The sequence below is a fragment of the Geodermatophilus sp. SYSU D00698 genome, from assembly GCF_054050335.1.
Genome location: NZ_JBJGZD010000009.1, coordinates 1 through 22,997, shown reverse-complemented (window position 1 = coordinate 22,997; position 22,997 = coordinate 1). Strand labels below are relative to the sequence as shown.

22 protein-coding genes and 1 riboswitch are annotated in these 22,997 nt (G+C 76.5%); of the genes, 14 read left to right on the top strand and 8 right to left on the bottom strand.

Annotated features, from left to right (window positions below; all coding sequences use genetic code 11):
• Window positions 1–59 precede the first annotated feature (59 nt).
• Window positions 60–1,001, bottom strand: coding sequence for a siderophore-interacting protein (locus ACI8AB_RS10355; protein ID WP_456950065.1), 942 nt, complete (start codon window positions 999–1,001; stop codon window positions 60–62).
• Between the two features lie 111 nt (window positions 1,002–1,112).
• Here ACI8AB_RS10355 and ACI8AB_RS10350 point away from each other — a divergent pair, with 111 nt between their 5' ends.
• Window positions 1,113–2,114: an ABC transporter substrate-binding protein gene (locus ACI8AB_RS10350; RefSeq protein WP_456950064.1), complete on the top strand. Its 1,002-nt coding sequence runs from the start codon at window positions 1,113–1,115 to the stop codon at window positions 2,112–2,114.
• On the opposite strand, the gene ACI8AB_RS10345 is transcribed toward ACI8AB_RS10350, so the two are convergent.
• Window positions 2,063–3,091, bottom strand: a complete 1,029-nt coding sequence (locus ACI8AB_RS10345) for an EamA family transporter (protein ID WP_456950063.1) — start codon at window positions 3,089–3,091, stop codon at window positions 2,063–2,065. The two genes, ACI8AB_RS10350 and ACI8AB_RS10345, sit on opposite strands and share 52 nt — an antisense overlap.
• Before the next feature lie 156 nt (window positions 3,092–3,247).
• Here ACI8AB_RS10345 and ACI8AB_RS10340 point away from each other — a divergent pair, with 156 nt between their 5' ends.
• From ACI8AB_RS10340 to ACI8AB_RS10315, 6 genes are all read left to right on the top strand, one after another.
• Entirely contained in the window at window positions 3,248–3,607 is a 360-nt protein-coding gene (locus ACI8AB_RS10340; RefSeq protein ID WP_456950062.1) for a hypothetical protein, read from the top strand.
• Window positions 3,608–3,650: 43 nt separating this feature from the next.
• Window positions 3,651–4,433, top strand: coding sequence for a thioesterase family protein (locus ACI8AB_RS10335; protein WP_387992313.1), 783 nt, complete (start codon window positions 3,651–3,653; stop codon window positions 4,431–4,433).
• Window positions 4,434–4,502: 69 nt separating this feature from the next.
• Window positions 4,503–5,393 (top strand): mechanosensitive ion channel family protein, encoded by an 891-nt coding sequence (locus ACI8AB_RS10330; protein WP_387992316.1) that lies wholly within the window; start codon window positions 4,503–4,505, stop codon window positions 5,391–5,393.
• A complete protein-coding gene (locus tag ACI8AB_RS10325) occupies window positions 5,390–5,887 on the top strand; it encodes a hypothetical protein (protein ID WP_456950061.1) in 498 nt (165 codons plus the stop codon). The genes ACI8AB_RS10330 and ACI8AB_RS10325 overlap by 4 nt, the downstream gene beginning before the upstream one ends.
• A 71-nt stretch (window positions 5,888–5,958) precedes the next feature.
• The gene (locus ACI8AB_RS10320) at window positions 5,959–7,539 is read left to right on the top strand and encodes a carboxyl transferase domain-containing protein (protein ID WP_456950060.1); all 1,581 of its coding nucleotides are present in this window, start codon (window positions 5,959–5,961) and stop codon (window positions 7,537–7,539) included.
• Window positions 7,540–7,544: 5 nt separating this feature from the next.
• Window positions 7,545–9,509: an acetyl/propionyl/methylcrotonyl-CoA carboxylase subunit alpha gene (locus ACI8AB_RS10315; protein WP_456950059.1), complete on the top strand. Its 1,965-nt coding sequence runs from the start codon at window positions 7,545–7,547 to the stop codon at window positions 9,507–9,509.
• A gap of 107 nt (window positions 9,510–9,616) precedes the next feature.
• Here the strand turns inward: ACI8AB_RS10315 and ACI8AB_RS10310 are convergent, their stop codons facing one another.
• Window positions 9,617–10,756, bottom strand: a complete 1,140-nt coding sequence (locus ACI8AB_RS10310; RefSeq protein WP_456903854.1) for an ROK family transcriptional regulator — start codon at window positions 10,754–10,756, stop codon at window positions 9,617–9,619.
• Window positions 10,757–10,840: 84 nt separating this feature from the next.
• Between ACI8AB_RS10310 and ACI8AB_RS10305 the strand changes: the two genes are divergently transcribed.
• From ACI8AB_RS10305 to ACI8AB_RS10285, 5 genes are all read left to right on the top strand, one after another.
• Window positions 10,841–12,154: a DUF1479 domain-containing protein gene (locus tag ACI8AB_RS10305; protein WP_456950058.1), complete on the top strand. Its 1,314-nt coding sequence runs from the start codon at window positions 10,841–10,843 to the stop codon at window positions 12,152–12,154.
• Between the two features lie 40 nt (window positions 12,155–12,194).
• Window positions 12,195–13,235 (top strand): NAD(P)H-dependent flavin oxidoreductase, encoded by a 1,041-nt coding sequence (locus ACI8AB_RS10300; RefSeq protein WP_456950057.1) that lies wholly within the window; start codon window positions 12,195–12,197, stop codon window positions 13,233–13,235.
• 23 nt (window positions 13,236–13,258) lie between these two features.
• Window positions 13,259–13,375, top strand: a riboswitch (SAM riboswitch).
• Between the two features lie 44 nt (window positions 13,376–13,419).
• Window positions 13,420–14,712 (top strand): bifunctional o-acetylhomoserine/o-acetylserine sulfhydrylase, encoded by a 1,293-nt coding sequence (locus ACI8AB_RS10295; protein ID WP_387992337.1) that lies wholly within the window; start codon window positions 13,420–13,422, stop codon window positions 14,710–14,712.
• A gap of 10 nt (window positions 14,713–14,722) precedes the next feature.
• The gene (metX, locus tag ACI8AB_RS10290) at window positions 14,723–15,796 is read left to right on the top strand and encodes a homoserine O-acetyltransferase MetX (RefSeq protein WP_456950056.1); all 1,074 of its coding nucleotides are present in this window, start codon (window positions 14,723–14,725) and stop codon (window positions 15,794–15,796) included.
• A 73-nt stretch (window positions 15,797–15,869) separates the two neighbouring features.
• On the top strand, window positions 15,870–16,937 hold the full coding sequence (locus tag ACI8AB_RS10285; protein WP_456903861.1) for a threonine aldolase family protein: 1,068 nt from the start codon (window positions 15,870–15,872) through the stop codon (window positions 16,935–16,937).
• A gap of 72 nt (window positions 16,938–17,009) precedes the next feature.
• Here ACI8AB_RS10285 and ACI8AB_RS10280 read toward each other — a convergent pair whose 3' ends face one another.
• Window positions 17,010–17,597, bottom strand: a complete 588-nt coding sequence (locus ACI8AB_RS10280; protein ID WP_387992346.1) for a gamma carbonic anhydrase family protein — start codon at window positions 17,595–17,597, stop codon at window positions 17,010–17,012.
• Window positions 17,598–17,640: 43 nt separating this feature from the next.
• Between ACI8AB_RS10280 and ACI8AB_RS10275 the strand changes: the two genes are divergently transcribed.
• Entirely contained in the window at window positions 17,641–18,675 is a 1,035-nt protein-coding gene (locus ACI8AB_RS10275) for a uroporphyrinogen decarboxylase family protein (protein ID WP_456950055.1), read from the top strand.
• Between the two features lie 8 nt (window positions 18,676–18,683).
• On the opposite strand, the gene ACI8AB_RS10270 is transcribed toward ACI8AB_RS10275, so the two are convergent.
• Window positions 18,684–19,010, bottom strand: coding sequence for a hypothetical protein (locus ACI8AB_RS10270; RefSeq protein ID WP_456950054.1), 327 nt, complete (start codon window positions 19,008–19,010; stop codon window positions 18,684–18,686).
• A gap of 28 nt (window positions 19,011–19,038) precedes the next feature.
• On the opposite strand from ACI8AB_RS10270, the gene ACI8AB_RS10265 reads away from it, so the two are divergent.
• On the top strand, window positions 19,039–19,617 hold the full coding sequence (locus tag ACI8AB_RS10265; protein WP_456950053.1) for a YdeI/OmpD-associated family protein: 579 nt from the start codon (window positions 19,039–19,041) through the stop codon (window positions 19,615–19,617).
• 34 nt (window positions 19,618–19,651) lie between these two features.
• Here the strand turns inward: ACI8AB_RS10265 and ACI8AB_RS10260 are convergent, their stop codons facing one another.
• The 3 genes from ACI8AB_RS10260 to ACI8AB_RS10250 form a co-directional block, all read right to left on the bottom strand.
• On the bottom strand, window positions 19,652–21,136 hold the full coding sequence (locus tag ACI8AB_RS10260; RefSeq protein WP_456950052.1) for an APC family permease: 1,485 nt from the start codon (window positions 21,134–21,136) through the stop codon (window positions 19,652–19,654).
• 49 nt (window positions 21,137–21,185) lie between these two features.
• Window positions 21,186–22,214, bottom strand: coding sequence for a C40 family peptidase (locus ACI8AB_RS10255; protein WP_456950051.1), 1,029 nt, complete (start codon window positions 22,212–22,214; stop codon window positions 21,186–21,188).
• A gap of 175 nt (window positions 22,215–22,389) precedes the next feature.
• Window positions 22,390–22,845: a hypothetical protein gene (locus ACI8AB_RS10250; RefSeq protein WP_456950050.1), complete on the bottom strand. Its 456-nt coding sequence runs from the start codon at window positions 22,843–22,845 to the stop codon at window positions 22,390–22,392.
• Window positions 22,846–22,997: the final 152 nt, after the last annotated feature.

The following is a 22,997-nucleotide window of genomic DNA, read 5'->3' as shown; positions in this document are numbered from 1 at the left end:
GGCCCCGCTGCAGGGGCCCGCCGCGAGCGTGCGAGCGGTGGGGGCAGCGGGGTCCTTCCTCAGTTCTCGGCGCGGCCCTCGCGCCAGTAGCCCATGAAGGCCACCGAGCGCCGGTCGACGCCGAGGTCGCCGACCAGGCGGCGGCGCAGCTGCTTGACCATCCCGGCCTCGCCGGCCAGCCAGGCGTAGCAGCCCGCCCCGGCCGCGGGGTCCTCGGGGACCTCCCACAGCAGGCCGGTGTCGAGGTCGACGTCCTCGGGGGCGGGCGCCGGCGCGGCGCAGATCCCCAGGTCCACCAGCGCGGCGTGCACCGCGGGCACCAGCAGCTCGCCGCGGGGGCGGTCGGCGCGGGCCAGCCAGCGCACCTGCACGCCCTCGGGCAGCCGCAGGTCCTGCAGGTCCCCGGCCTCGGGCACCTCGAGGACGGCGACGGCGCGGCGGCCGGGCGGCAGCGCCTCGAGGATCGCGCCGACGGCGGGCACCGCGGTCTCGTCGCCGGCGAGCAGCAGGCAGGAGGCCGTGGCCGGCGGGGCCCACTCGACGCCCCACGCGCGGCCGCGGCCGGGACGGTCGGGGCCCATGAGCACCATCGGGTCGCCCGGGCGGGCCTGCGCGGCCCAGGTGGCGGCCGGGCCGGCGTGCCCGTCGGCGACACCGTGCAGGACGACGTCGAGGTCGACCTCGGACCGCTCGGGGCGGGCCGCGCGCACGGTGTAGGTGCGCAGGACCGGGCGCCGCTCCTCGGCCAGCGCGCAGTAGGCGGGGTACCACTCGGCGCCGGCGGCCTGCAGCTCGGCCAGCGCGGTCGGGTCGGGGGCGAGGACGAGCTTGACCCGCTGGTCGTCCCCGGCCACGCCGAAGCCCTCGAGCTGCGGGCCGGTGAGCGTGATCCGCACCATCGACGGGCCGAGGGAGCGGACGCGGGCGACGACGGTCTCGAAGAACAGCCACTGCGGCAGCTCGGCCACCGCCGCTGCCGGGGCCTCGGTCGTCGTCGTCACGCGGGTCTCCGCTCCGCTCGGGGACGGCCCCTGCGGACCGCTTGTAAGGCAAGGCTAACCTCCCCTCGCCCGCAGGGGGAAGCCCCCTGCCCGAACCGGAGGAGGACCCCGGTGTCCCGACCCCCGCGCCCGCTCGGCGCCTCCCTCGCGCTGGCGGCCCTGCTCGCCGCGAGCGCCTGCGCCGGATCCGGCACCGACGACGAGGCGGAGGCCGCGACGGGAGGCTGGTCGTTCACCGACGACGTCGGCACCACCGTCGGGCTCGACGCCGCGCCGGAGCGGGTGGCCGGCCTGAACGACGTCGCGTCGTCGCTGTGGAACCTCGGCATCGAGCCGGTGGCCACCTTCGGCCAGACCTCGGCCGCCGACGACGTCCAGTTCGAGGGCCGCGACCTCGACGGCGTGGAGATCGTCGGCGAGAGCTACGGGCAGATCGACCTCGAGGCGCTGGCCGCCGCCGACCCCGACCTGATCGTCACCACCGTCTACCCGGTGGACTCCGAGGGGACGCTGGACGACACCCAGCCCCTGTACGGCTTCGAGTCGCTGGAGCAGCAGGAGCAGGTCGCGCGGATCGCGCCGGTCGTGGCGATCGCCTGGCGCGGCTCGGCCGCCGACGTCATCGAGCGCACCGCCGAGCTCGCGGAGGCCCTCGGTGCGGACGTGGACGGCGAGGAGGTGAGCGCGGCCCGGCAGGACTACGAGGACGCCTCCGCGGCGCTCACCGAGGCCGCGTCCTCCGGGGTCACCGTGCTGCCGGTGGCCGCCTACCCGGACGAGGGCTTCTACGTGGCCAAGGCCCACGACGACCCGTCGCTGCGCCTGTACCAGGACCTCGGCGTGCAGTTCGTCGACCCGGGCGGCGACGGCTACTTCTGGCAGACCGCGAGCTGGGAGCAGGTGCCGCAGTACCGCAGCGACGTGATCCTCTACTCGCTGCGCGGCGCGATGACCCCCGAGGAGATGGCCGGCCAGCCGACCTACGGCCTGCTGCCGGCCGCGCAGGCGCAGCAGGTGTACCCGTGGGAGTACGTCGGCATGGACTACGCCGCCCAGGCCCGCTACATGGAGCGCCTGGCCGGCTGGCTGGCCGACTCCGACAAGGTGTCCTGAGGCGCGAGCGGCGCCGGCGTCTCGGGGACGGGCGCCGGCGCCGGGGCCGGCCGCGCGGCGGTGCGGGCGGTCTGGGCGAGCGCGATGCCGCCGAGCACCACCAACCCGCCGGCCACCTGCCAGCCGGTGAGCACCTGCTCCACCCACAGCCAGGCGACGACCGAGGCGAACACCGGCTCGACGGTGGCGACCAGCCCGGCCGTCGTCGGCGGCAGGTGGCGCAGCGCGGCGATCGACAGCCAGAACGGCGTGATCGCCCCGAGGACGACGATCCAGGCCACGAGCACCCACAGCGGCAGCTGCGCCGAGCCGAGCGAGACCGGCACCCGCTCCCCCAGCACGCCGGCGTCGAACGACGCGGTGAACGGGGCGACGACCGCCCAGAACAGCGCGGCGGCGACGAACGTCCAGGTGGTGAGCGCGACCGGGTCGCGGGTGGCCGTCCCGCGCTCGCCCATGAGGTAGTAGGTCGCCAGGCAGACGGCGGCGGCCAGGCCCGCGGCGACGCCGAGCGGGTCCAGCGAGCCGCCGCCCTCCCACACCTGCGCGACGAGGACCAGCCCGGACAGCGACAGCGCCAGCGCCACCCAGATCCGGGGGCGCACGGGTTCCCGGCGCACCAGCCGGACCCACAGCGCGATCCCGACCGGCGCGGTCATCTCGAAGACCAGCGCGATGCCGACGGGCAGCCGGCCGATGGCCACGTAGTAGAGGAACTGCGTGAGCGCGACGCCGACCACGCCGAACACGGCGAGGAAGGGCACCTCGCGCCAGGTGAGCCGCAGCCGCCGCGGGGAGACGAGCGCCAGCGCGGCCAGCAGACCGACCGCCGCCCCGCCGCAGCGCATCGCCGTCAGCCAGGTGGGCGGGACGCCGGCCTGCAGCGCGAGCGTGGAGACGGTGCCGTTGACGGCGAACAGCCCCGCCGCCGCCACGGTGGTCAGGTAGCCGACGGCTGGGCGGCGGGTGTGCGGCACCCGTCCGAGCGTAGCGGTCGTCGAGTCGGACGCCACCTACCGACGCGTCACCGGGCGCATGCGGGCGCCGCGTCCGCCCGGCGCGTCACGGTCCTGGCGCGGTGATCGCGGCCACGGCACGGGTGACCCACGGGGAGGGCGGGCACCCTCGACGGCGTGACCGAACCCCGCCCCCCATGGTCCCGACGGCGCCGCCGCCTGCTCCTCTGGCTGGGCGCGGGGGCCGTCGTCGGCGGGGTCGGGGCGCTCGTGCTGCCCGCGGAGTTCGGCGTCACCGCGGCCTACCTCGGGGCGCTGTGCGCGTTCCTGCTGGTCGCGGCGGCGGTGGTCTTCGTCGCCTTCCCCGGACCGGACACCGCCGGCGCGCTGCTGCGGTCGACGCCGGTGGCCGGGGCGGTCCTCGTGGTGGGGGTCCTGATCTCGCTGTCGGCGGAGGGGCAGCCGCTGTGGTGGGTGGCCGCGGGAGTGGGCGCGGTGTGGCTGGTCTCCGCGCTGTGGCTGGCCCGCTTCGGCTGACCCGCGGGAGGGCCCCGACTCCGGCCGGGCGAGACTGCGGGACGTGCACCTGCCCTCCGCCTGCTACCTCCCGGACGGCGACGGCTACGTCGCTACCGCGCTGACCATCGGGCCGTGGGACCCGGGCCTCCAGCACGCCGGGCCACCGGCGGCGCTGCTCGCCCGCGAGGTCGAGCGCACCGGCGGCATCCCCGGCGGGCAGACGGTGCGGCTGGCCTACGACGTCCTCGGGCCGGTGCCGGTGGGACCGGTGCGGGTGGAGGCGCGGGTGCTGCGCCCGGGCCGGCGGATCGAGCTGGTGGAGGCCACGCTCACCGCGGGCGGGCGCACGGCGATGCGGGTGACCGCCTGGCGGATGCGCAGCCGCGACGCGGCGGACACCGCCACGCCCCCGCAGCCGGCCGCCGTCGGCCCGGAGGACGCCCGCCCGGCGGTGTTCGACGTGTTCCGCGAGGAGGTCGCCTACCACCGCGCGCTGGACTGGCGGGAGGCGTCGGGCTCGCTCACCGGCACCGGGCCGGCCGCGGCCTGGACCCGGCCGCTGTGCGCGCTGGTCGAGGGCGAGCCGATGACGCCGCTGGAGCACCTCCTGGTCATGACCGACGCGGCCAGCGGCATCTCCGCCGAGCTCCCGTGGGACCGGGCGACCTTCGCCAACGTCGACCTCGTCGTCGCGCTGTTCCGGCAGCCGGCGGGCGAGTGGCTGGGCATGGACGCGACGACGACGATCGGGCCCGGCGGCGTCGGGCAGTGCTCGGCCGAGCTGCACGACACCACGGGGCGGATCGGCCGCTCGGTCGCCTCGCTGTTCGTCGAGCCGAGGTAGCGGCAACTCCGAGCCGCACCGGGTTGGATGGGCACCGACCCCACGAGCCACCGGAGGACCGGATCCCGCATGGCACCGTTCACCGACCTGCTCGACTGGCTGGCCGGCCGCGGCCTGGAGATCGTGCTGATCATCCTGGGCTCGGTCCTGGTGGCCCGGTTCGTCAGCTGGGTGGGCGACCGGATCACCAGCCGCATCGACGCCCGCTCCACCGGGGGTGACGTGCTGGTCCGCTCCGAGGCGGCCAAGCACCGGCACTCGCTCACCCAGGTCGTCACCTGGACGCTCATCGTGATGGTCTACGCGGTGGCGGCGTTCTACGTGCTCGACCGCCTCGGCGTGCCGGTCACCGGCCTGGTCGCCCCGGCCACCGTGCTCGGCGTGGGGCTCGGCTTCGGCGCGCAGCGGATCGTCGGCGACGTCCTGGCCGGGTTCTTCCTCATCACCGAGCGGCAGTACGGCTTCGGCGACGTCGTCTCGATCCAGGTGGTCGGCGGCGGCGACCCGGCCGACGGCACCGTCGAGGACGTCACGCTGCGGATCACCCGGCTGCGCTCGGCCGACGGCGAGGTGGTCACCATCCCGAACGGGCAGATCGTCAAGGTGGTCAACCTGTCCCGCGACTGGGCGCGCGCGGTGGTCGACGTCCCGGTGCCGACGACGGCCGACGTCACGCGGGTCAACGAGATCCTCCGCGAGGTGGGCCGGCAGGCCTTCGCCGACCCCGACCTGCGCCGCCTGCTGCTCGACGAGCCGAGCGTGATGGGCGTCGAGAGCATCGACCTCGAGCAGGTCAACGTGCGGGTGGTCGCCCGCACGCTGCCCGGCCGGCAGTTCGAGGTGAGCCGCGACCTGCGCGCCCGGATCGTGCTGGCCTTCGGCCACGCCGGCCTCAACGTGACCCCGGAGCCGGCACCCGCACCGGCGCCCGCCCCGGTCCGGCAGGGGGCGCAGCAGTGACCGTCCCGGGCGCGCCGCGTCCCGAGGAGACCGGCGGCGGCGACCCCGCCGGCCGCGGCCGCTTCGGCCTGTCGAACGTCTTCCGCCGCTCACCCGGGCACATCGGCCGGGCGCGCACCTCCACGCTGGTGCTGGCCGCGCTCTTCGTGGGCCTGGGCGTGCTCTACCTGTACGTGAAGCCGCCGGACCCGGCGACCGTCCCGGCCGGCGGCACGACGGAGGTCACCACCCCGGCGCCCGCGCCCGCGCCGGAGACGACGGCACCCCCGACGACTCCCGAGCCGGAGCCGACGACGCCGGAGGAGACGACGACGCCCGAGGAGACGACGGCGCCGACGCCGGTCCCGACGACCACCGCGCCGGCTCCCCCGACCCTGCCGACGACGGCCACCCCGCGGACGACGGAGCCCGCGACGGAGACGCCGACGACGCAGCAGCCGCCGTCCCCCGCCGAGGAGCCCCCGCCGACGACGGACACCACCCCGACCACCTGACGCGGCGCGTGGACAGCCGATGTGAACGACGGTTAACGTCCGGGGCGGAGATCCCACACAGGAGGCACAACATGGCGGTGGCCGCGCCGGAGTCGTCGCGCGCCCGGCACGAGGACCTGGTCGCCGAGCTGCGCGAGCGGCTGGCCCGGCGCGCGCTCGGCGGCTCCGAGGCCGCCCGCGCCCGGCACGTCGAGCGCGGCAAGCTGCTCCCCCGCGACCGCGTCGCGCACCTGCTCGACCCCGGCAGCCCGTTCCTCGAGCTCTCGCCGCTGGCCGCCGAGGACATGTACGACGGCGACTCCCCCGGCGCCGGGATCATCACCGGCATCGGCCGGGTCGCGGGCCGCCCGTGCGTCGTCGTCGCCAACGACGCCACGGTCAAGGGCGGCACCTACTACCCGGTGACGGTGAAGAAGCACCTGCGGGCGCAGGAGGTGGCGCTGCAGAACCGGCTGCCGTGCGTCTACCTCGTCGACTCCGGCGGCGCGTTCCTGCCGATGCAGGACGAGGTCTTCCCCGACCGCGAGCACTTCGGCCGGATCTTCTTCAACCAGGCCACGATGAGCGCCCGCGGCATCCCGCAGGTGGCCGCCGTCCTCGGCTCCTGCACCGCCGGCGGCGCGTACGTGCCGGCGATGGCCGACGAGTCGGTGATCGTCCGCGAGCAGGGCACGATCTTCCTGGGCGGGCCGCCGCTGGTGAAGGCCGCCACCGGCGAGGTGGTCAGCGCCGAGGACCTCGGCGGCGGCGACCTGCACAGCCGCGTCTCCGGCGTCACCGACCACCTGGCCGACGACGACGAGCACGCGCTGGAGATCGTCCGCGGCATCGTGTCCACGCTGGCCCCGCCCGCGCCGCCGGCCTGGGAGGTGGCCCCGCCGCGGGACGCCGTCCGCCCGCAGACCGACCTCTACGACCTGGTGCCGGTCGACCCCCGCACGCCCTACGACGTCCGCGACGTCGTCACCACGCTGGTCGACGGCGGCGAGCACCAGGAGTTCAAGGCCCTCTACGGGCCCACGCTGGTGACCACCTTCGCCCGGCTGCACGGGCACCCGGTCGGCATCGTCGCCAACAACGGCGTGCTGTTCGGGGAGTCCGCGCTCAAGGGCGCGCACTTCGTCCAGCTCTGCGACCAGCGGCGCATCCCGCTGCTGTTCCTGCAGAACATCACCGGCTTCATGGTCGGCCGCGACTACGAGGCCGGCGGCATCGCCAAGCACGGCGCCAAGATGGTCACCGCCGTCGCCTGCGCCCGGGTGCCCAAGCTGACCGTCGTCATCGGCGGGTCCTACGGCGCGGGCAACTACTCGATGTGCGGCCGGGCCTACTCCCCCTGCTTCCTGTGGATGTGGCCCAACGCCCGCATCTCGGTGATGGGCGGCGAGCAGGCCGCGTCGGTGCTGGCCACCGTCCGCCGCGACGGGCTGGCCGCCCGCGGCACCGACTGGCCCGCCGAGGAGGAGGAGGCGTTCAAGGCGCCGATCCGCGGCCAGTACGAGGCCCAGGGCAACCCCTACTACTCGACGGCGCGGCTGTGGGACGACGGCGTCCTCGACCCCGCCGACACCCGCACCGTCCTCGGCCTGGCGCTGTCCGCGTGCGCGCAGGCCCCCCTCGACGACGTCGCCTACGGCGTCTTCCGGATGTGACCGCCGTGTTCGACACCGTCCTCGTCGCCAACCGGGGCGAGATCGCCGTCCGCGTCGTCCGGACGCTGCGCCGGCTCGGCATCCGCTCGGTCGCCGTCTACAGCGACGCCGACGCCGGCGCCCCGCACGTCCGCGCCGCCGACGTCGCCTACCGGCTCGGCCCCGCCCCGGCCGCGGAGAGCTACCTGTCGGTGGAGCGCGTGGTCGAGGCGTGCCTCGCCACCGGCGCGCAGGCCGTGCACCCCGGCTACGGCTTCCTCTCGGAGAACCCGGCCCTGGCCGCCGCGCTGGCCGACGCCGGCGTCGTGTTCGTCGGCCCGCCGGCCGAGGCGATCCGGGTGATGGGCGACAAGATCACCGCCAAGAAGACCGTGGTCGCCTCGGGCGTGCCGGTCGTCCCCGGCATCGCCGAGCCCGGCCTCACCGACGACGACCTGGTGGCCGCCGCCCCCGGGATCGGGTTCCCGGTGCTGGTCAAGCCCTCGGCGGGCGGCGGCGGCAAGGGCATGCGGGTGGTCGAGGACGCCGCCGGGCTGCCCGCGGCGCTGGCGTCGGCCCGCCGGGAGGCGCGTGCGGCGTTCGGCGACGACACGCTGTTCCTCGAGCGGTTCGTGCAGCGGCCGCGGCACGTCGAGGTGCAGGTGCTCGCCGACGCGCACGGCGCGGTCGTGCACCTCGGCGAGCGCGAGTGCAGCCTGCAGCGGCGGCACCAGAAGGTGGTCGAGGAGGCGCCGTCGCCGCTGCTGGACGCCGCCACCCGCGAGCGGATCGGCGCGGCGGCCTGCGCCACCGCCCGCAGCGTCGGCTACACCGGCGCGGGCACCGTGGAGTTCATCGTGTCGGCCGACCGGCCCGACGAGTTCTTCTTCATGGAGATGAACACCCGGCTGCAGGTCGAGCACCCGGTCACCGAGCTGGTCACCGGCCTGGACCTGGTCGAGCAGCAGCTGCGGGTGGCGGCCGGGGAGCCGCTGCCGTTCACCCAGGACGACGTCGCGCTGACCGGCTGGGCGGTCGAGGCGCGGGTCTACGCCGAGGACCCCGCCCGCGGCTTCCTGCCCACCGGCGGGCGGGTGCTGGCACTGGCCGAGCCCGCCGGCAGTCGCGTGGACTCCGGTGTCGCCGCCGGCACCGTCGTCGGCTCGGACTACGACCCGATGCTGGCCAAGGTGGTCGCCGCCGGCCCCGACCGCGCCACGGCACTGGCCGCGCTGGACCGGGCGCTCGCGGAGACCGCGGTGCTCGGCGTGACCACCAACGTCGGGTTCGTGCGGTCGCTGCTCGCCGAGCCCGCGGTCCGCGCCGGGGACCTGGACACCGCGCTGCTCGACCGGTTCGCCGCCGCCTGGGAGCCGCCCGCCGTCCCCGACGACGCCGTCCTCGCCGCCGCCGCGCACGTGTGGCTGGCCGCCTGGGCCGCCGCCGACCCGGCCGACCCGTGGAGCGCGCCCACCGGCTTCCGCGCCGGCGCGCCGTCCGCGCCGTTCGTCGTCCGGCTGGAGGCCGGCGGCCGGCAGCGGACGGTGACGCTGACCGGCACGCCCGCCGCCGCGCGCGCCGGCCTCGACGGCGCCGACGCCGGGCCGCTGAGCTGCGCGCCCGAGGACGGCGGCCTGGCGCTGGTGCGCGACGGCGTGCGGTCGCACTGCCGGGTGGCCGAGGACGGCGACGCGCTGTTCGTGCACGCCGGCGGCGCCGACTGGCCGCTGCGCCGGGCCCGGCGGCCGGTGCTGCGGCCGGACGCAGCCGCGCACGCCCCCGAGCTGACCAGCCCGATGCCCGGCACGGTGATCGCCACCCCGGCGTCCCACGGTCAGCCGGTCGGCGCGGGCGACCCGGTGGTCGTCGTCGAGGCGATGAAGATGGAGCACACGCTGCGCGCCCCGGCCGACGGCGTCGTCGACCTGCTCGTCGCCCCCGGCGACCGCGTCGCCCTCGACCAGGTGCTGGCCCGGCTCACCCCGGCCTGAGTTCCGCGGCCAGGGGTGCGCCGGGTCGGGAGGTCCCGACTGCGTGCCGCCCGGGACCGCGACGGGCCGCGCCGGGGACCAGCCCGGCACGGGTCGCTCGATCGGCCCTACGCGGGCACCGGCCGCGACGCCAGGATGGAGGTCCGGAGATCGTCCAGGGCACGGTGCCGGGCGCCGGCCAGCGACGGTTCCGCCGTGGCCCGGGCGACCTGGAGCGGCACGCCCCGCGGCTGGTGCGCCAGCGCCTCCGACACGGCCCTCACGACGGCGGGACGCGGGCCCCACGTACCACCGAGGACGATGAGCCGGGGGTCGGTGAGCGCGACGACGGCCCCGAGTACGCCGCAGATCGCCTCCGCCAGGGCGGCGAGCACGCGGCCCGGCCGGTCACCGGGAGCGTCGACCACGCCCAGCAGGGCGTCGACGTCGACGGCGGTGGAGTCCGGCCGGCGCAGCTGCAGCTCGGCGAAGACCTCGGTGAAGGCGACGGCGCGGCCGTCGGGGCTGCGAGTGAGCACGTGGGCGATCTCGCCGGCGAGGCCGCCGTGCCCGCGGCGGACCTCGCCGTCGGCGACGACGGCGCAGCCGAGCCCCTCACCCAGGTACAGGTACGCGAAGTCCTCGAGCTCCCCAGGGGCCGCGGCCGCGCGCTCGGCGCGGGCGGCCCAGTTGACGTCGTTGTCCACGGTCACCGGCCCGGCGACCAGCGGGGCGAGGACCTCGACCGGGGAGAGCTCACCGACCAGGAACGGCGCGTCCGGCAGGTGCACCAGCCGGCCCGAGCCCCGGTCGACCGGGTCGGCGGCGCTGACCACGGCCGACCGGGCCGGGCCCGGGCCGCCGTCCACGGCGCGGCGGGCCGCCGCCCGCAGCGCCCGAGCCACCTGGTCCGGCTGCGCGGGGCGGCCGACCGCCTCGGCCTCCCGGGCGACGACCCGGCCGTGGACGTCGACGGCCTCGGCGACGACGCCCTCCGGGGCGATGCCGAGGACCAGGGCGACCCCGAGGTCGCCGGCGAGCGCGTAGTAGGTGCCGATCCGGCCGCGGCCGGTGGTGCGCTCACCGGTGTCGCGCAGCAGCCCCGCCTCGGTCAGCCGGCGCACGCTCTCGCCGACGGTGGGCTTGGAGATGCCGGTGCGGGCGGCGATCTCGGCGCGGGTCAGCCGGCCCCGGTCGATCAGCGCGCGGAGGACGTGCTCGTCGGTCAGCGAGCGGAGCAGCTCCAGCGACGGCTTGGCCGGGGTCATGCGGACGAGTCTAGTAAGGACTGTTGCCTGGAACGCGCGGCTGCTCTAGGGTCCCACTCAAGTAAGGAGTCCTTCCTGAACGGAGTGAGCACCGTGACCCTCACCGCCTCCCCCACCCCGCACGCGCGGCACCTGCCGCCGCTGCCGCACTGGGAGACCCCCCCGGAGGACCTGAAGGCCGCGATCCGGGAGATCAAGCCGGCGCTGCGGGCGCGCATCGCCGCCTCCGGTCGCACGGTGGAGGAGGTCTTCGCCGTCGTCGAGGCCCGCATCGCCGCCGCGGTCGCCGAGATCGAGGCGGCGAAGGCGCGCGGTGAGCAGATCTGGCCGGTTCTCGACTACGCCGACATCGAGGCGGGCACGGTCTCCGCCGACCAGCTCGCGACGCTCCGCCGCCGCGGCTGCCTGGTCGTCCGCGGGCACTTCCCCCGCGAGCAGGCGCTGGCCTGGGACGCCGGCATCGTCGACTACGTCGAGAGCAACCGCTTCTTCGAGGACTACCGCGGCCCGGGCGACGACTTCTTCGGCAGCGTCGGCTCCAAGCCCGAGATCTACCCCGTCTACTGGTCCCCGCCCCAGATGGAGGCCCGGCAGAGCGACCGCATGGCCCGGGTGCAGGGCTTCCTCAACGCGCTGTGGACGTCCGAGTCCGACGGCGTCCGGTGGTTCGACCCGGACCGCGACTCGCTCTACCCCGACCGCATCCGCCGCCGCCCGCCGGGCGCGGACTCCGGCGGCCTGGGCACCCACCTCGACCCCGGCACGCTCGACCTGTGGATGACCGAGGCCTACCAGAAGGCCTTCCGGCACCTGTTCGACGGCACCGTCGAGGCCTACGACCCGTACGACGCCGCCTACCGCACCGCCGGCCCGCAGTACCCCGGCTCCACCATGTGCTCGGCGTTCCGCACCTTCCAGGGGTGGACCGCGCTGTCGGACATGGACCACGACCAGGGCGTGCTGCACACCGTGCCGATCCCCGAGGCGATGGCCTACCTGATGCTGCGCCCGCTGCTGCCCGACGTCCCCGACGACGACATGTGCGGCGTCACCACCAACCAGGTCTTCCCGGCCAGCGAGAAGTGGCACTCCCTGCTGCTGCGCGCCGCCAGCGGCATCCCCGACGTCCGCGCCGGCGATTCCGTCTGGTGGCACTGCGACATGATCCACTCGGTCGCCCCGGTCACCGACCAGCAGGGCTGGGGCAACGTCATGTACGTCCCCGCCGCCCCCTGGTGCCCGCGCAACGAGGCCTACGCCGCCTCCGTGCGCGACGCGTTCCTCACCGGCTCCAGCCCCACCGACTTCCCCGCCGAGCACTACGAGCGCACCTGGCCGGACCGGTTCACCCCCGACCAGCTCAACGACATCGGCCGGCGCGGGCTCGGCCTCGCCTGACCCACCCCCGCCCGAGCCGCGGCGCGGCAGGATGCCCGGCATGGTGCTGGGGCTGCGACGACCGGTCGTGCAGGCGCCGATGGCCGGCGGGCCGTCGACGGTGGAACTGGCCGCGGCGGTGTCCGGGGCCGGTGGCCTGGGCTTCCTCGCCGCCGGCTACCGGACGCCGGACGCGGTGCGCGAGGAGGTCCGCGCCGTCCGGGCGCGGACCCGGGAGCGGTTCGGCGTCAACGTCTTCGTCCCCGGGCCGCCCGCCGACGAGGGCGCCCTGCGCCGCTACGCCGAGCGGCTGCGGCCCGAGGCGCGGCGGTGGGGCGTGGACCTCGGCGAGCCCCGCGCCGACGACGACGCGTGGGAGGCCAAGGTCGCCGTCCTCGCCGAGGAGCGGGTGCCGGTGGTGTCGTTCACCTTCGGCCTGCCGCGGCCGGACATGGTCGCCGCGCTGCACGACGCCGGCGCCACCGTGCTGGTCACCGTCACCTCGCCGGAGGACGCCCTCGCCGCCCGCGACGCCGGCGCGGACGCGCTGGTGGTGCAGGGGGTCGAGGCCGGCGGCCACCGCGGCGGCCTCCGCGACGAGGACGGGGCGGGCGAGTACGGGCTGCTGCCGCTGCTGCGGCTGGTCGCCCGGGCGGTGGACCTGCCGATGGTCGCCGCCGGCGGGATCGTCGACGGCCCCTCGGTCGCGGCGGTGCTCGTCGCGGGCGCGGAGGCCGCGCAGCTGGGCACGGCGTTCCTGCTGTGCCCCGAGGCCGGGACCGGCGCGGCGCACCGGGCGGCGCTCGGCGCCGGCCGGCCGACGGCGCTCACCCGCGCGTTCAGCGGCCGGCGCGCCCGCGGGCTGGTCAACCGCTTCCTCGCCGAGCACACCGCCGCGGCTCCGGCCGCCTACCCGCACGTCCACCACCTGACGACGCCGTTGCGCGCGGCGGCCCGGCAGGCCGGCGACCCGGAGGCCATCAGCATGTGGGCCGGGCAGGCGTACGCGCTGGCCGAGGCGCTGCCCGCCGGGGAGCTGGTCGCCCGCCTCGCCGACGACGCCGCGGCCGCCCTCGCGCACCCCCGGCCCGGCGCCTCCTGACCGGGCGCTAGGGTTCCGCGCAGGCTCACGAGAGGCAGCGACAAGTACCTGGCTGGCTGCCCGGCAACCTCTCCTCCGTCCGAGGTGCTCCCAGGGGAAGAGCCGGCCGCGCGGCGCCCGCCGCGCGGCAAGACGGAGCCCTCCGTGCGTCGCGGGGTCTCCGCGAGCGAGAGGAGACGGCGCCGTGCCCGACCAGCAGAGCTGGAGCTTCGAAACCCGGCAGATCCACGCCGGGACCAGCCCCGACCCCACCACCGGGGCCCGCGCCCTGCCGATCTACGCCACGACCAGCTACCAGTTCCGCGACGCCCAGCACGCCGCCGACCTGTTCGCGCTGGCCGAGATGGGCAACATCTACACGCGGATCATGAACCCGACGCAGGACGCGCTCGAGCAGCGCGTGGCCTCCCTCGAGGGCGGCGTCGCCGCGCTCGCGGTGGCCAGCGGCCAGGCCGCCGAGACCCTGGCGATCCTCAACGTCGCCGAGGCCGGCAGCCACGTCGTCGCCTCGGCGTCGCTGTACGGCGGCACCTACAACCTGCTGCACCACTCGCTGCCCAAGCTCGGCGTCGAGGTGTCCTTCGTCGAGGACCCCGACGACCCGGAGAACTGGCAGTCGCTGGTCCGCGAGAACACCAAGGCGTTCTACGGGGAGTCGATCGGCAACCCGAAGGGCGACGTCCTCGATATCTCCGCGGTGTCGGAGGTGGCGCACCGCAACGGCGTGCCGCTGATCGTCGACAACACCATCGCCACGCCGTTCCTCGTGCGCCCGCTCGAGCACGGCGCCGACGTCGTCGTCCACTCGGCCACCAAGTACCTCGGCGGCCACGGCACCGCCATCGCCGGGGTCATCGTCGACGGCGGCAACTTCGACTGGACCCGCGGCCGGTTCCCCGGCTTCACCACGCCGGACCCGACCTACCACGGCGTCGTCTACGCCGACCTCGGCGCGCCCGCCTACGCGCTCAAGGCCCGGGTGCAGCTGCTGCGCGACCTCGGCCCGGCGATCAGCCCGTTCAACGCGTGGCTGGTCGTGCAGGGCATCGAGACCCTGTCGCTGCGCATGGAACGGCACGTGGCCAACGCCCAGCGGGTGGCCGAGTTCCTCGAGGCGCACGACGAGGTGGAGTCGGTGCACTACGCCGGCCTGCCGTCCTCGCCGTGGCACGCCGCCCAGCAGCGCTACGCCCCGCGCGGCGCCGGCGCGGTGCTGGCGTTCGAGATCCGCGGCGGTGTCGAGGCCGGCAAGCGCTTCGTCGAGGCGCTGGAGCTGCACAGCCACGTGGCCAACATCGGCGACGTCCGCAGCCTGGTCATCCACCCGGCGTCGACGACCCACTCGCAGCTGACGCCGGAGGAGCAGCGGACCACCGGCGTCACGCCCGGCCTGGTGCGCCTGGCCGCCGGGCTGGAGGGGATCGAGGACATCCTCGCGGACCTCGAGGCCGGGTTCCGCGCCGCGAAGGGCGCCTGACGTGGGCGGGGTGCGGGACCTCCCGGGGTCCCGCACCCCGCCGCGCCCCGGCGGGTGGCGCGACGGCGACCCCGCCGGGGACCGGCTGTTCCTCGACCTGGACGGACCGGTCCGGCTCGAACGCGGCGGGGTGCTGCCCGGCGTCCGGGTGGCCTACGAGACCTGGGGCACGCTCGCCCCCGACGGCGGGAACGCGGTGCTGGTCGAGCACGCGCTCACCGGCGACAGCCACGTCACCGGCCCGGCCGGGCCCGGCCACCCGACGCCGGGCTGGTGGGCGTCGCTGGTCGGGCCGGGCGCGGCGCTGGACACCGACCGGTTCTTCGTCGTCTGCGCCAACGTGCTCGGCGGGTGCCAGGGGACGACCGGCCCGTCCTCGACCGCGCCCGACGGCCGGCCGTGGGGGTCCCGGTTCCCCGAGGTGACCGTCGGCGACCAGGTGCTGGTCGAGGCGGCGCTGGCCGACACGCTCGGCATCGACCGGTGGGCCGCCGTCGTCGGCGGGTCGATGGGCGGGATGCGGGCGCTGGAGTGGGCGGTCGCGCTGCCCGACCGGGTGGCCGGGCTGTTCTTCCTCGCCTCGGGCGCGGCGGCCACCGCCGACCAGATCGGCACCCAGACCACCCAGCAGGCCGCGATCCGCGCCGACCCGGTCGCCGGGCTCGGCGTCGCCCGGCGGATCGCGCACCTGACCTACCGCAGCGCGTTCGAGCTGGAGGAGCGCTTCGGCGCGGCCGTGCAGGCCGACGGCCGGTTCGCCGTCGCCTCCTACCTGGACCACCACGCCGACAAGCTCACCCGCCGCTTCGACGCCGGCAGCTACCTGGTGCTCACCGAGGCGATGAACACCTGGGACGTCGGCCGCGGCCGGGGCGGGGTGGAGGTGGCGCTGGCCCGGGTGACCGCGCGGGCGGTGGTGGCCGGCGTCGACTCCGACCGGCTCTACCCGCTGGAGCTGCAGCGGCGGGTGGCCGACGCGCTCGGGGTGCCGCTGCGGGTGGTGTCCTCGCCGTACGGGCACGACGGCTTCCTCATCGAGGCGGCCGCCGTCGGCGCGCTCCTCCGCGAGCTGCTCGACGCCTGACGGGGCCGGGGTCCCGGAGCCAGGGCCCCGGGCCCGGTCCGCCGGGATCCCGGGCTCCCGACAGACTGGGCCCGTGGACGACGACCTCGACGCCCTGCGGCCGGCCTGCGACCGCGCCCTGACCGGCCACGGCCCCCAGCGCGCCGCCGACCTGCTGGCCACCATCCCGCCGGACACCGCGCTGGACCGGTACGGCGCGGGCGGCGTCGTCGCGGAGCTCGAGGCGGAGGTCGCGCAGCTGCTGGACAAGCCGGCCGCGGTCTACCTGCCCAGCGGGACGATGGCGCAGCAGGCGGTGCTGCGGGTGCACGCCGGGCGAAGCGGCCGCGCCACCGTCGTCGCCCACCCCGAGTGCCACCTGTTCCGGCACGAGGGCGGCGCGCTGGCGCGGCTGCAGGGCCTGGTCGAGCGCCCGGTCGGCGACCGGCACCGGATGCTGCTGCGCGCCGACCTCGACGGCGTCGCCGAGCCGCCGGCCGCGCTGGTCGTCGAGCTGCCGCAGCGGGACCTGGGCGGTCCGCTGCCGCCGTGGGACGACGTCGTCGAGCAGGCCGCGTGGGCGCACGACGTGCACTCGGTGGCCCACCTCGACGGCGCCCGGCTGTGGGAGGCCGCCGCCGGCTACGAGATGCCGCCGTCGGACGTCGCGGCGCCGTTCGACACCGTCTACGTCAGCTTCTACAAGGGGGTCGGCGCGCTGGCCGGGTGCTGCGTGGCCGGGCCCGCGGACGTCGTCGCCGAGGTCCGGGAGTGGCGCGGGCGGATGGGCGGCACGCTGTTCGGCCTGTGGCCGGGCGCGGCCTCGGCGCTGTCGTGCCTGCGCCGCAGGCTGCCGCTGTTCCCCGCCTACCTCGAGCGGGCGCGGGAGGTCGCCGAGACCGTCCGCGGCCTGCCCGGGGTGCGGGTGGTGCCGGACCCGCCGCAGACGCCGATGCTGCACCTGCTGCTGTCGACCACCCCGGACGCCTTCCGCGCCGCCGCCCGCGCGCTCGCCCAGGAGGGGCTGTGGACCTGGGCGCGGGCGGGCGTCACCGGCGACCCCACCGTGGTGCGGGTCGAGCTCCCGGTGGGCGACGCGACGCTGGCGCTGTCCCTCGACGAGGTCCGCGACGCCGTCGCCCGCCTCGCCGGCGCCGTCTGAGGTGACGTGCTGGGCCGCCCTTTAGGGGCCCGCGCCGAGCGTGCGAGGCGTGGGGGGAAGGGTGGTCCTTCGTCAGTCCGCGGCGTCGCCGGGGGTGTAGCCGGCCGGCGGCAGCGGACGGCGCACCACCGGCCGCACCTTCCGCGCCGCGTCGAGCCGCTCGGTGTAGCTGGCCGCGTTGAGCCGGATGTGCGCGAGGTCGTCGTCGGTGGTCGGCCGCAGCACCTTCGCCGGGACGCCGGCCACCAGCGACCCCGGCGGCACGACCGTCCCCTGGGTGACGACGGCACCCGCGGCCACAATGGACCCCGACCCGATGTGCGCGCCGTTCATGACGATGCTGCCCATGCCGACCAGCACGTCGTCGTCGACGCGGGCGCCGTGCAGGACGACGCGGTGCCCGACGGTGACGCCGCGGCCGAGGACCAGCGGGAAGCCGGGGTCGGAGTGCAGGGTGCTGCCGTCCTGCACGTTGGAGCCCTCGCCGATCTCGATGACCTCGTGATCGGCCCGGGCGACCGCGCCGTACCAGATGCTGGAGCGCGGTCCCATCGTGACCGCGCCGACCACCACCGCCGTCGGCGCGACGAAGGCCTCCTCGTCGATGGCCGGGGCGCCGAAGGGCAGTTCCGCGATGTAGTTGTCCGCCACGGCGTCCACCCCAGCACACCCGGAGCCCCGTCGGCGCGGGCAGGATCACCCCGTGCCCGCTTCCCTGCCGCCGCTGCCCACCACGGTCGTCGGGAGCCTGCCCCAGCCCGGGTGGCTCATCGACCACGACCGGCTGGCTCACCAGTTCCCGCCCCGGGTCCGCGCCCGGGAGCTGTGGCGGCCGGCGCCGGACCTGCTGGAGGAGGCGCAGGACGACGCGACGCTGCTGGCGGTCCGCGCCCAGGAGGCGGCCGGCCTGGACCTGGTCGGCGACGGCGAGCAGCGGCGGGAGTCCTACTCGAACCACTTCGCCACCGCGCTCGACGGGGTCGACGTCGACACCCCCGGCACGGTGCTCAACCGCTCCGGGAAGCCGATCCCGGTGCCGCGGGTGGTCGGCGAGCTCCGCCGCCGCGGCCCGATCCAGGGCCGCGACGTGCGCTTCCTCCGCGCCGCCACCGACCGGCCGGTCAAGATCACGCTGCCCGGCCCGTTCACCATGGCGCAGCAGGCACAGGACGAGCACTACGGCGACGACCGCGCCCTGGCGCTGGCCTACGCCGACGTCGTCCGCGAGGAGATCGCCGACCTGTTCGCCGCGGGCGCCGACGTCGTGCAGATCGACGAGCCGTGGCTGCAGGCCCGGCCGGAGGTGGCCCGCCGCTACGGCTCCGAGGCGGTGACCCGCGCGGTGGAGGGCGCGCCCGGTCCGGTGCACCTGCACCTGTGCTTCGGCTACGCGGCCATGGTGAGCGAGCGCCCGGAGGGCTACTCGTTCCTGCCCGAGCTGGCCGACACCCCGGTCGACACGGTGTCGGTGGAGACGGCGCAGTCGCACCTGGACCCGGCGCAGCTGCGGCCGCTGCGCGGCAAGGGCATCGCCCTCGGCGTCCTGGACCTGTCCACGCCGGAGGTGGAGACGCCGGAGGTGGTGGCCGACCGCGTGCGGCGGGCCCTGGACGACGTCGACGTCGCGCGGCTGGTCCTCACCAGCGACTGCGGCCTCAAGTACCTGCCGCGGGCCTCCGCCGAGGGCAAGATGCGGTCGCTCGCGCGGGCGGCGGAGGTGCTCCGCACGGAGCTCTGAACGCGGGATCAGGGCGTGCGGACGCTCCACCGGTCGAGGAACTCCCCGGGGCCGACGGCGTCGAGCTCGTCCCGGATCGCGGCCAGCAGGTGTCCCGGCGCGTGCGGGTCCTCGGCGGGCACCCGCAGGACCTCCCTGCCGTCGGCGCGGCGGCGCACCACCACGTCGTGCACCGTCGGCGCGGGGACCAGTCCCTGGGCGAGCTCGGCGGCGAGGGCACCGGTGACGCGGACCCGGTGCCGCAGCCGCCCGCCCGGCCGGGGCTCGAGGTCGGCGGCGTAGACCTCACCGGCCCGGACGGCGTCGGCGCTCCCCGCGCCGACAGGGTGGCGCACCGGGGGACGTCCCGGTCAGGATCCCGGCGTGACCCTGCCGACCGACCTGCCGGTCCTGGCCTTCCCCGACCAGGCCGCGTTCGAGGCGTGGCTGGAGGCCGAGCACGCCACCGCGCCGGGCTGCTACGTGAAGCTGGCGAAGAAGGGCGCGGGCGTGCCCTCGCTGACCCGCGACGAGATGGTCGAGTCGCTGCTGTGCTTCGGCTGGATCGACGGCCGCAGCAACAGCGTGGACGACCACTGGTACCTGACCCGGGTCACGCCACGGCGGCCGCGCAGCGTGTGGTCGCAGAAGAACGTCGGCATCGTCGCCGGGCTCGTCGCGGCCGGCCGGATGCGGCCCGCGGGCCTGGCGCAGGTGGAGGCGGCGCAGGCCGACGGCCGCTGGGACCGCGCCTACGCGGGCCCGGCCACCATCACCGTCCCCGACGACCTCGCCGCGGCGCTGGCCGCCGAGCCCGCCGCGCAGGAGGCGTTCGCGGGGCTGGACGGCACCAACCGCTACGCCGTCCTGTGGCGGGTGCACACCGCCGCCACCCCGGCCACGCGGGCGAAGCGGATCGCGGCCCTGGTCACGATGCTCGCGGAGGGCCGCACCCTCCACTGAGAGGCCCCTCCTGCAGGGATACCGGAGCGGACGCTCAGTCCGCGAGGGGGTCGGCGTCCTCGGGGGCCACGCCGGGGCGCTCGCGCCAGAAGCGGGCGTCGCGCCACCGCCACAGCAGCATGAGCACGATCCCGGCCACCATGATCCCGACGCCGATCACCAGCGGCGGGCCGAGGCCGAGCCAGGCCTGGCCGGTGTAGCTGTTCCCCGGGTCGGCGAGGTCGCGCACGGAGAGCACCAGCAGCCAGCCGAGCATCGCCGCCCCGACCAGCGGACCGACGCCGAGCAGCAGCGCGTCGCGCACGCTGCGGGCCAGCCGGCGGCGGAAGTACCAGGCGCAGGCCAGGCCGGTGAGCGCGTAGTACAGCGCGATCAGCAGCGACAGCGCGGTGATCGAGTCGAACAGCGCGTTCTCGCTGACCAGGTGCACGCCGACGTACCAGGCGACCGCCACGCCGGCGACCCACCAGGTAGAGACGTCCGGCGTCCGGAACCGCTCGGACACCGACCCGAACCGCGCCGGCAGCGCCGCCCGCCGCGCCATCGACAGGCCGGTGCGCGAGGCCGGGATGATCGTCGTCTGCGTGGAGGCGATCGCCGAGGTGGCGACGGCGGCCAGCACCACCCAGTCCCAGCCGCCCAGCGCCTGCGTGGACAGCAGCGCGAAGACCGCCTCCTCCTCGTCGGCGTTGCCGGCCAGCCAGGACGTCCCCGCGAAGGAGACGACGGCGACCGCGACGCCGACGTAGGTGAGCAGCAGGACCACCGTCGACAGCACGCCGGCCCGGCCCGGGGCGACCCGCGGGTCGGTGGTCTCCTCGGTCAGGTTGACCGCCGACTCCCAGCCCCAGTAGGCGAAGACGCCGAGCAGGAGACCGCCGGTGAGCGCGGCGCCGCCGGCGCCGAAGGGGTCCAGCCAGTCCCAGGACGGCGTCAGCCCGCCGAAGGGCGAGTCGCCCCGGACGCCGCGGACGACCGCGACGACGGCGAACACCAGCAGCGCCGTGGTCTGGGCGAGGATCAGCCCGTTCTGCAGCCGGGCGGAGATCTCGGTGCCGAGCACGCAGATCGCCGACATGACGACGACCAGCAGCACGCTCAGCGCGACGACCGCGGGCGTGGAGTCGGCCAGGGCGTCCAGGCCCAGCACCAGCAGGGTGAACCGGACGCCGACCTCGGCCAGCGACCCGACCACCAGGACGCCGGTCATGGTGATCGCCCAGCCGCCGATCCAGCCCGCCGTCGGGCCGAAGGCTCGGGTGACCCAGGAGAACGTCGTCCCGCAGTCCGGGTCGGCCCGGTTGAGCGCGGCGAACGCGCCGGCGATGAGCAGCATCGGCACGAACGACGCCAGCATCACGCCGGGGGCGTGCACCCCGACCAGGGCGACGACGGGGCCGATGACCGCCGCCAGCGAGTAGGCCGGCGAGGTCGCGGCCAGGCCGATGACCAGCGAGTCGAGGAAGCCGATGGCCTCGGGCCGCAGGGCGGGTTCCTCACGCGGCAGTGCCCGGGTCACGGACGGCAACGGTACGGCCCGCCCCGGGGGACGGCGCGCCCGGCGGGCGCTAGGCCACGCGGACGGCGCCGCGGTACCCCGACTGGTCGACGCTGGTCACCGCGACCGGCTGGCCGTAGGTGCGCGCGTGCACCATCTTGCCGTCGCCGATGTAGAGGCCGACGTGGCTGACCGGCGAGTAGAAGTAGACGATGTCCCCGGGCATGAGGTCCGCCCGCGCCACCGGCGTCCCCAGCGTCGACTGCGCCCTGCTCGAGTGCGGCAGCGCGATGCCGGCGGCGGCGTAGGCGTAGGAGGTCAGCCCGGAGCAGTCGAAGCCGTCGGGTCCCGAGGCGCCCCACACGTAGGGGTCCCCGATCTGGGCCAGCGCCGTCTGCACGGCGATCGCGGCGGCGGGGCCGGGGGCGGCGGCCGCGGCGGCGGCCGCCGACGGCGCGTCGAGGACGGGGCCGGCCAGCGCGGTGGTGACGCGGGCCTGCTCGGCCGCCGTCAGCCGCTCGAAGTCGGCCTCGTACGCGTCGGCCTGCGCCCGGACCTGCGCCTGCTGGTCGTGCAGGGCGGTCAGCGCGGCGGTGGCCTCGGCGGCCGCGGCGTCGGCGTCGGCCCGGGCCTGCTCGGCCGCGGCCTGGGCGGCGGCCACCTCGGTGAGGACGCCGTCGGTGTGGTCGGCGATGAGGTCGATCATGGTCATCTGGGCGACGAGGTCGTCGGCGGAGTCGCTGCCCAGGAAGGCGGCCACGCGGGACCGGGTGGTGCCGGTGTAGCCGCTCTGCGCGATCGCGCGGATGGCCGGGGCGTACTGCGCGAGCGTCGCCTCGGCGGTGTCGGCGGCGGCGTCGGCGGCGGTGGCGGCCTGCTGCTGCGCGGCGACCGCGAGCTCGGCCTGGTGCACCTGCTCGTCGAGGGCGGTCAGCTGCCGGCCGGTCTCCTCGACCAGCTGCGCGGCCTCCGCGGCGGTGGCCGGCGGCGTGCCGGGCTCGGCGGAGGCGGACGAGGGGGCGAGCACGAGGGCCACCAGGCCGGTGGCGGCGACGACCGCACCCGTCCAGCACCGTCCCGTCGCCCGGTTGCGCTGCACGATCGGCCTCCCCCTGCCGCCTCCCGGCGGCGCTCCCCTGGTCTCGTCTCGGTACGGACCGTAGGGAGGTCGTCAGCGGAGCGTGTGCAGGGCGCGCGGTGCCCGGGGCGGGCGGGACCCCACGCTCCCCGTCCGTCCCACCCGTCCCGGCCGTCGCGCGACCGGGCCGGTCCTGTCAGGGGGAGGTGCTGCGGCGGCGGTCGGGGGCGAGCGGGACCAGCGCGTCGGACACCGCGCCGGTGACGAGGGAGTACAGGGCCTTGCCGGCGACGTCGACGACGCGGTCCTGCCGCGACCAGGTCCACGGCGGGTCGCCGACGCCGGTGGCGTTCTCCAGCGTCTGGTCGGTGGCCAGCCGGACGGAGGTGTGCCAGGCCGAGGCGCGCCAGCCGCGCAGGCCGCTGGCCGACCAGATCCCGCGGAGCGCGCCGACGGCGGCCCCGGTGCCCCAGTGCATGAGGTGGTTGCGCACGAACGGCCGCTCGGACCCGGGCGGGCGGCGCCGGGTGGCCAGCGCGGTGAGCGTGCGTGCCGGCACGTAGGAGTCCGGCCGGCCGGTCACCTGCTGCTCCACCTTCTCGGCCAGTGTCATCGCCGCGGTGCCGGCCAGGCCGGCCAGGGCACCGCGCATCGCAGCTCGTCCCAGCACGGGGTCCGCATACCCCGCGGGGGGGGGGGGGGGGGCGGGGCGCGCCCCCCCCCCGCGCCGTCGGGCCCCCCCCCCACCCCCACCCCCCCCCCGCCCGCCCGACGCGCGGCGGCGGGGGGGCCCGCAGAGCGGCG

What these genes read in the sequence shown, in the direction of transcription:
- ACI8AB_RS10250 (WP_456950050.1), bottom strand. Translation starts at nt 22,845, where the DNA reads ATGCGCGGTGCCCTGGCCGGCCTGGCCGGCACCGCGGCGATGACACTG.
- ACI8AB_RS10320 (WP_456950060.1), top strand. Translation starts at nt 5,959, where the DNA reads ATGGCGGTGGCCGCGCCGGAGTCGTCGCGCGCCCGGCACGAGGACCTG.
- ACI8AB_RS10310 (WP_456903854.1), bottom strand. Translation starts at nt 10,756, where the DNA reads ATGACCCCGGCCAAGCCGTCGCTGGAGCTGCTCCGCTCGCTGACCGAC.
- ACI8AB_RS10300 (WP_456950057.1), top strand. Translation starts at nt 12,195, where the DNA reads ATGGTGCTGGGGCTGCGACGACCGGTCGTGCAGGCGCCGATGGCCGGC.
- ACI8AB_RS10330 (WP_387992316.1), top strand. Translation starts at nt 4,503, where the DNA reads ATGGCACCGTTCACCGACCTGCTCGACTGGCTGGCCGGCCGCGGCCTG.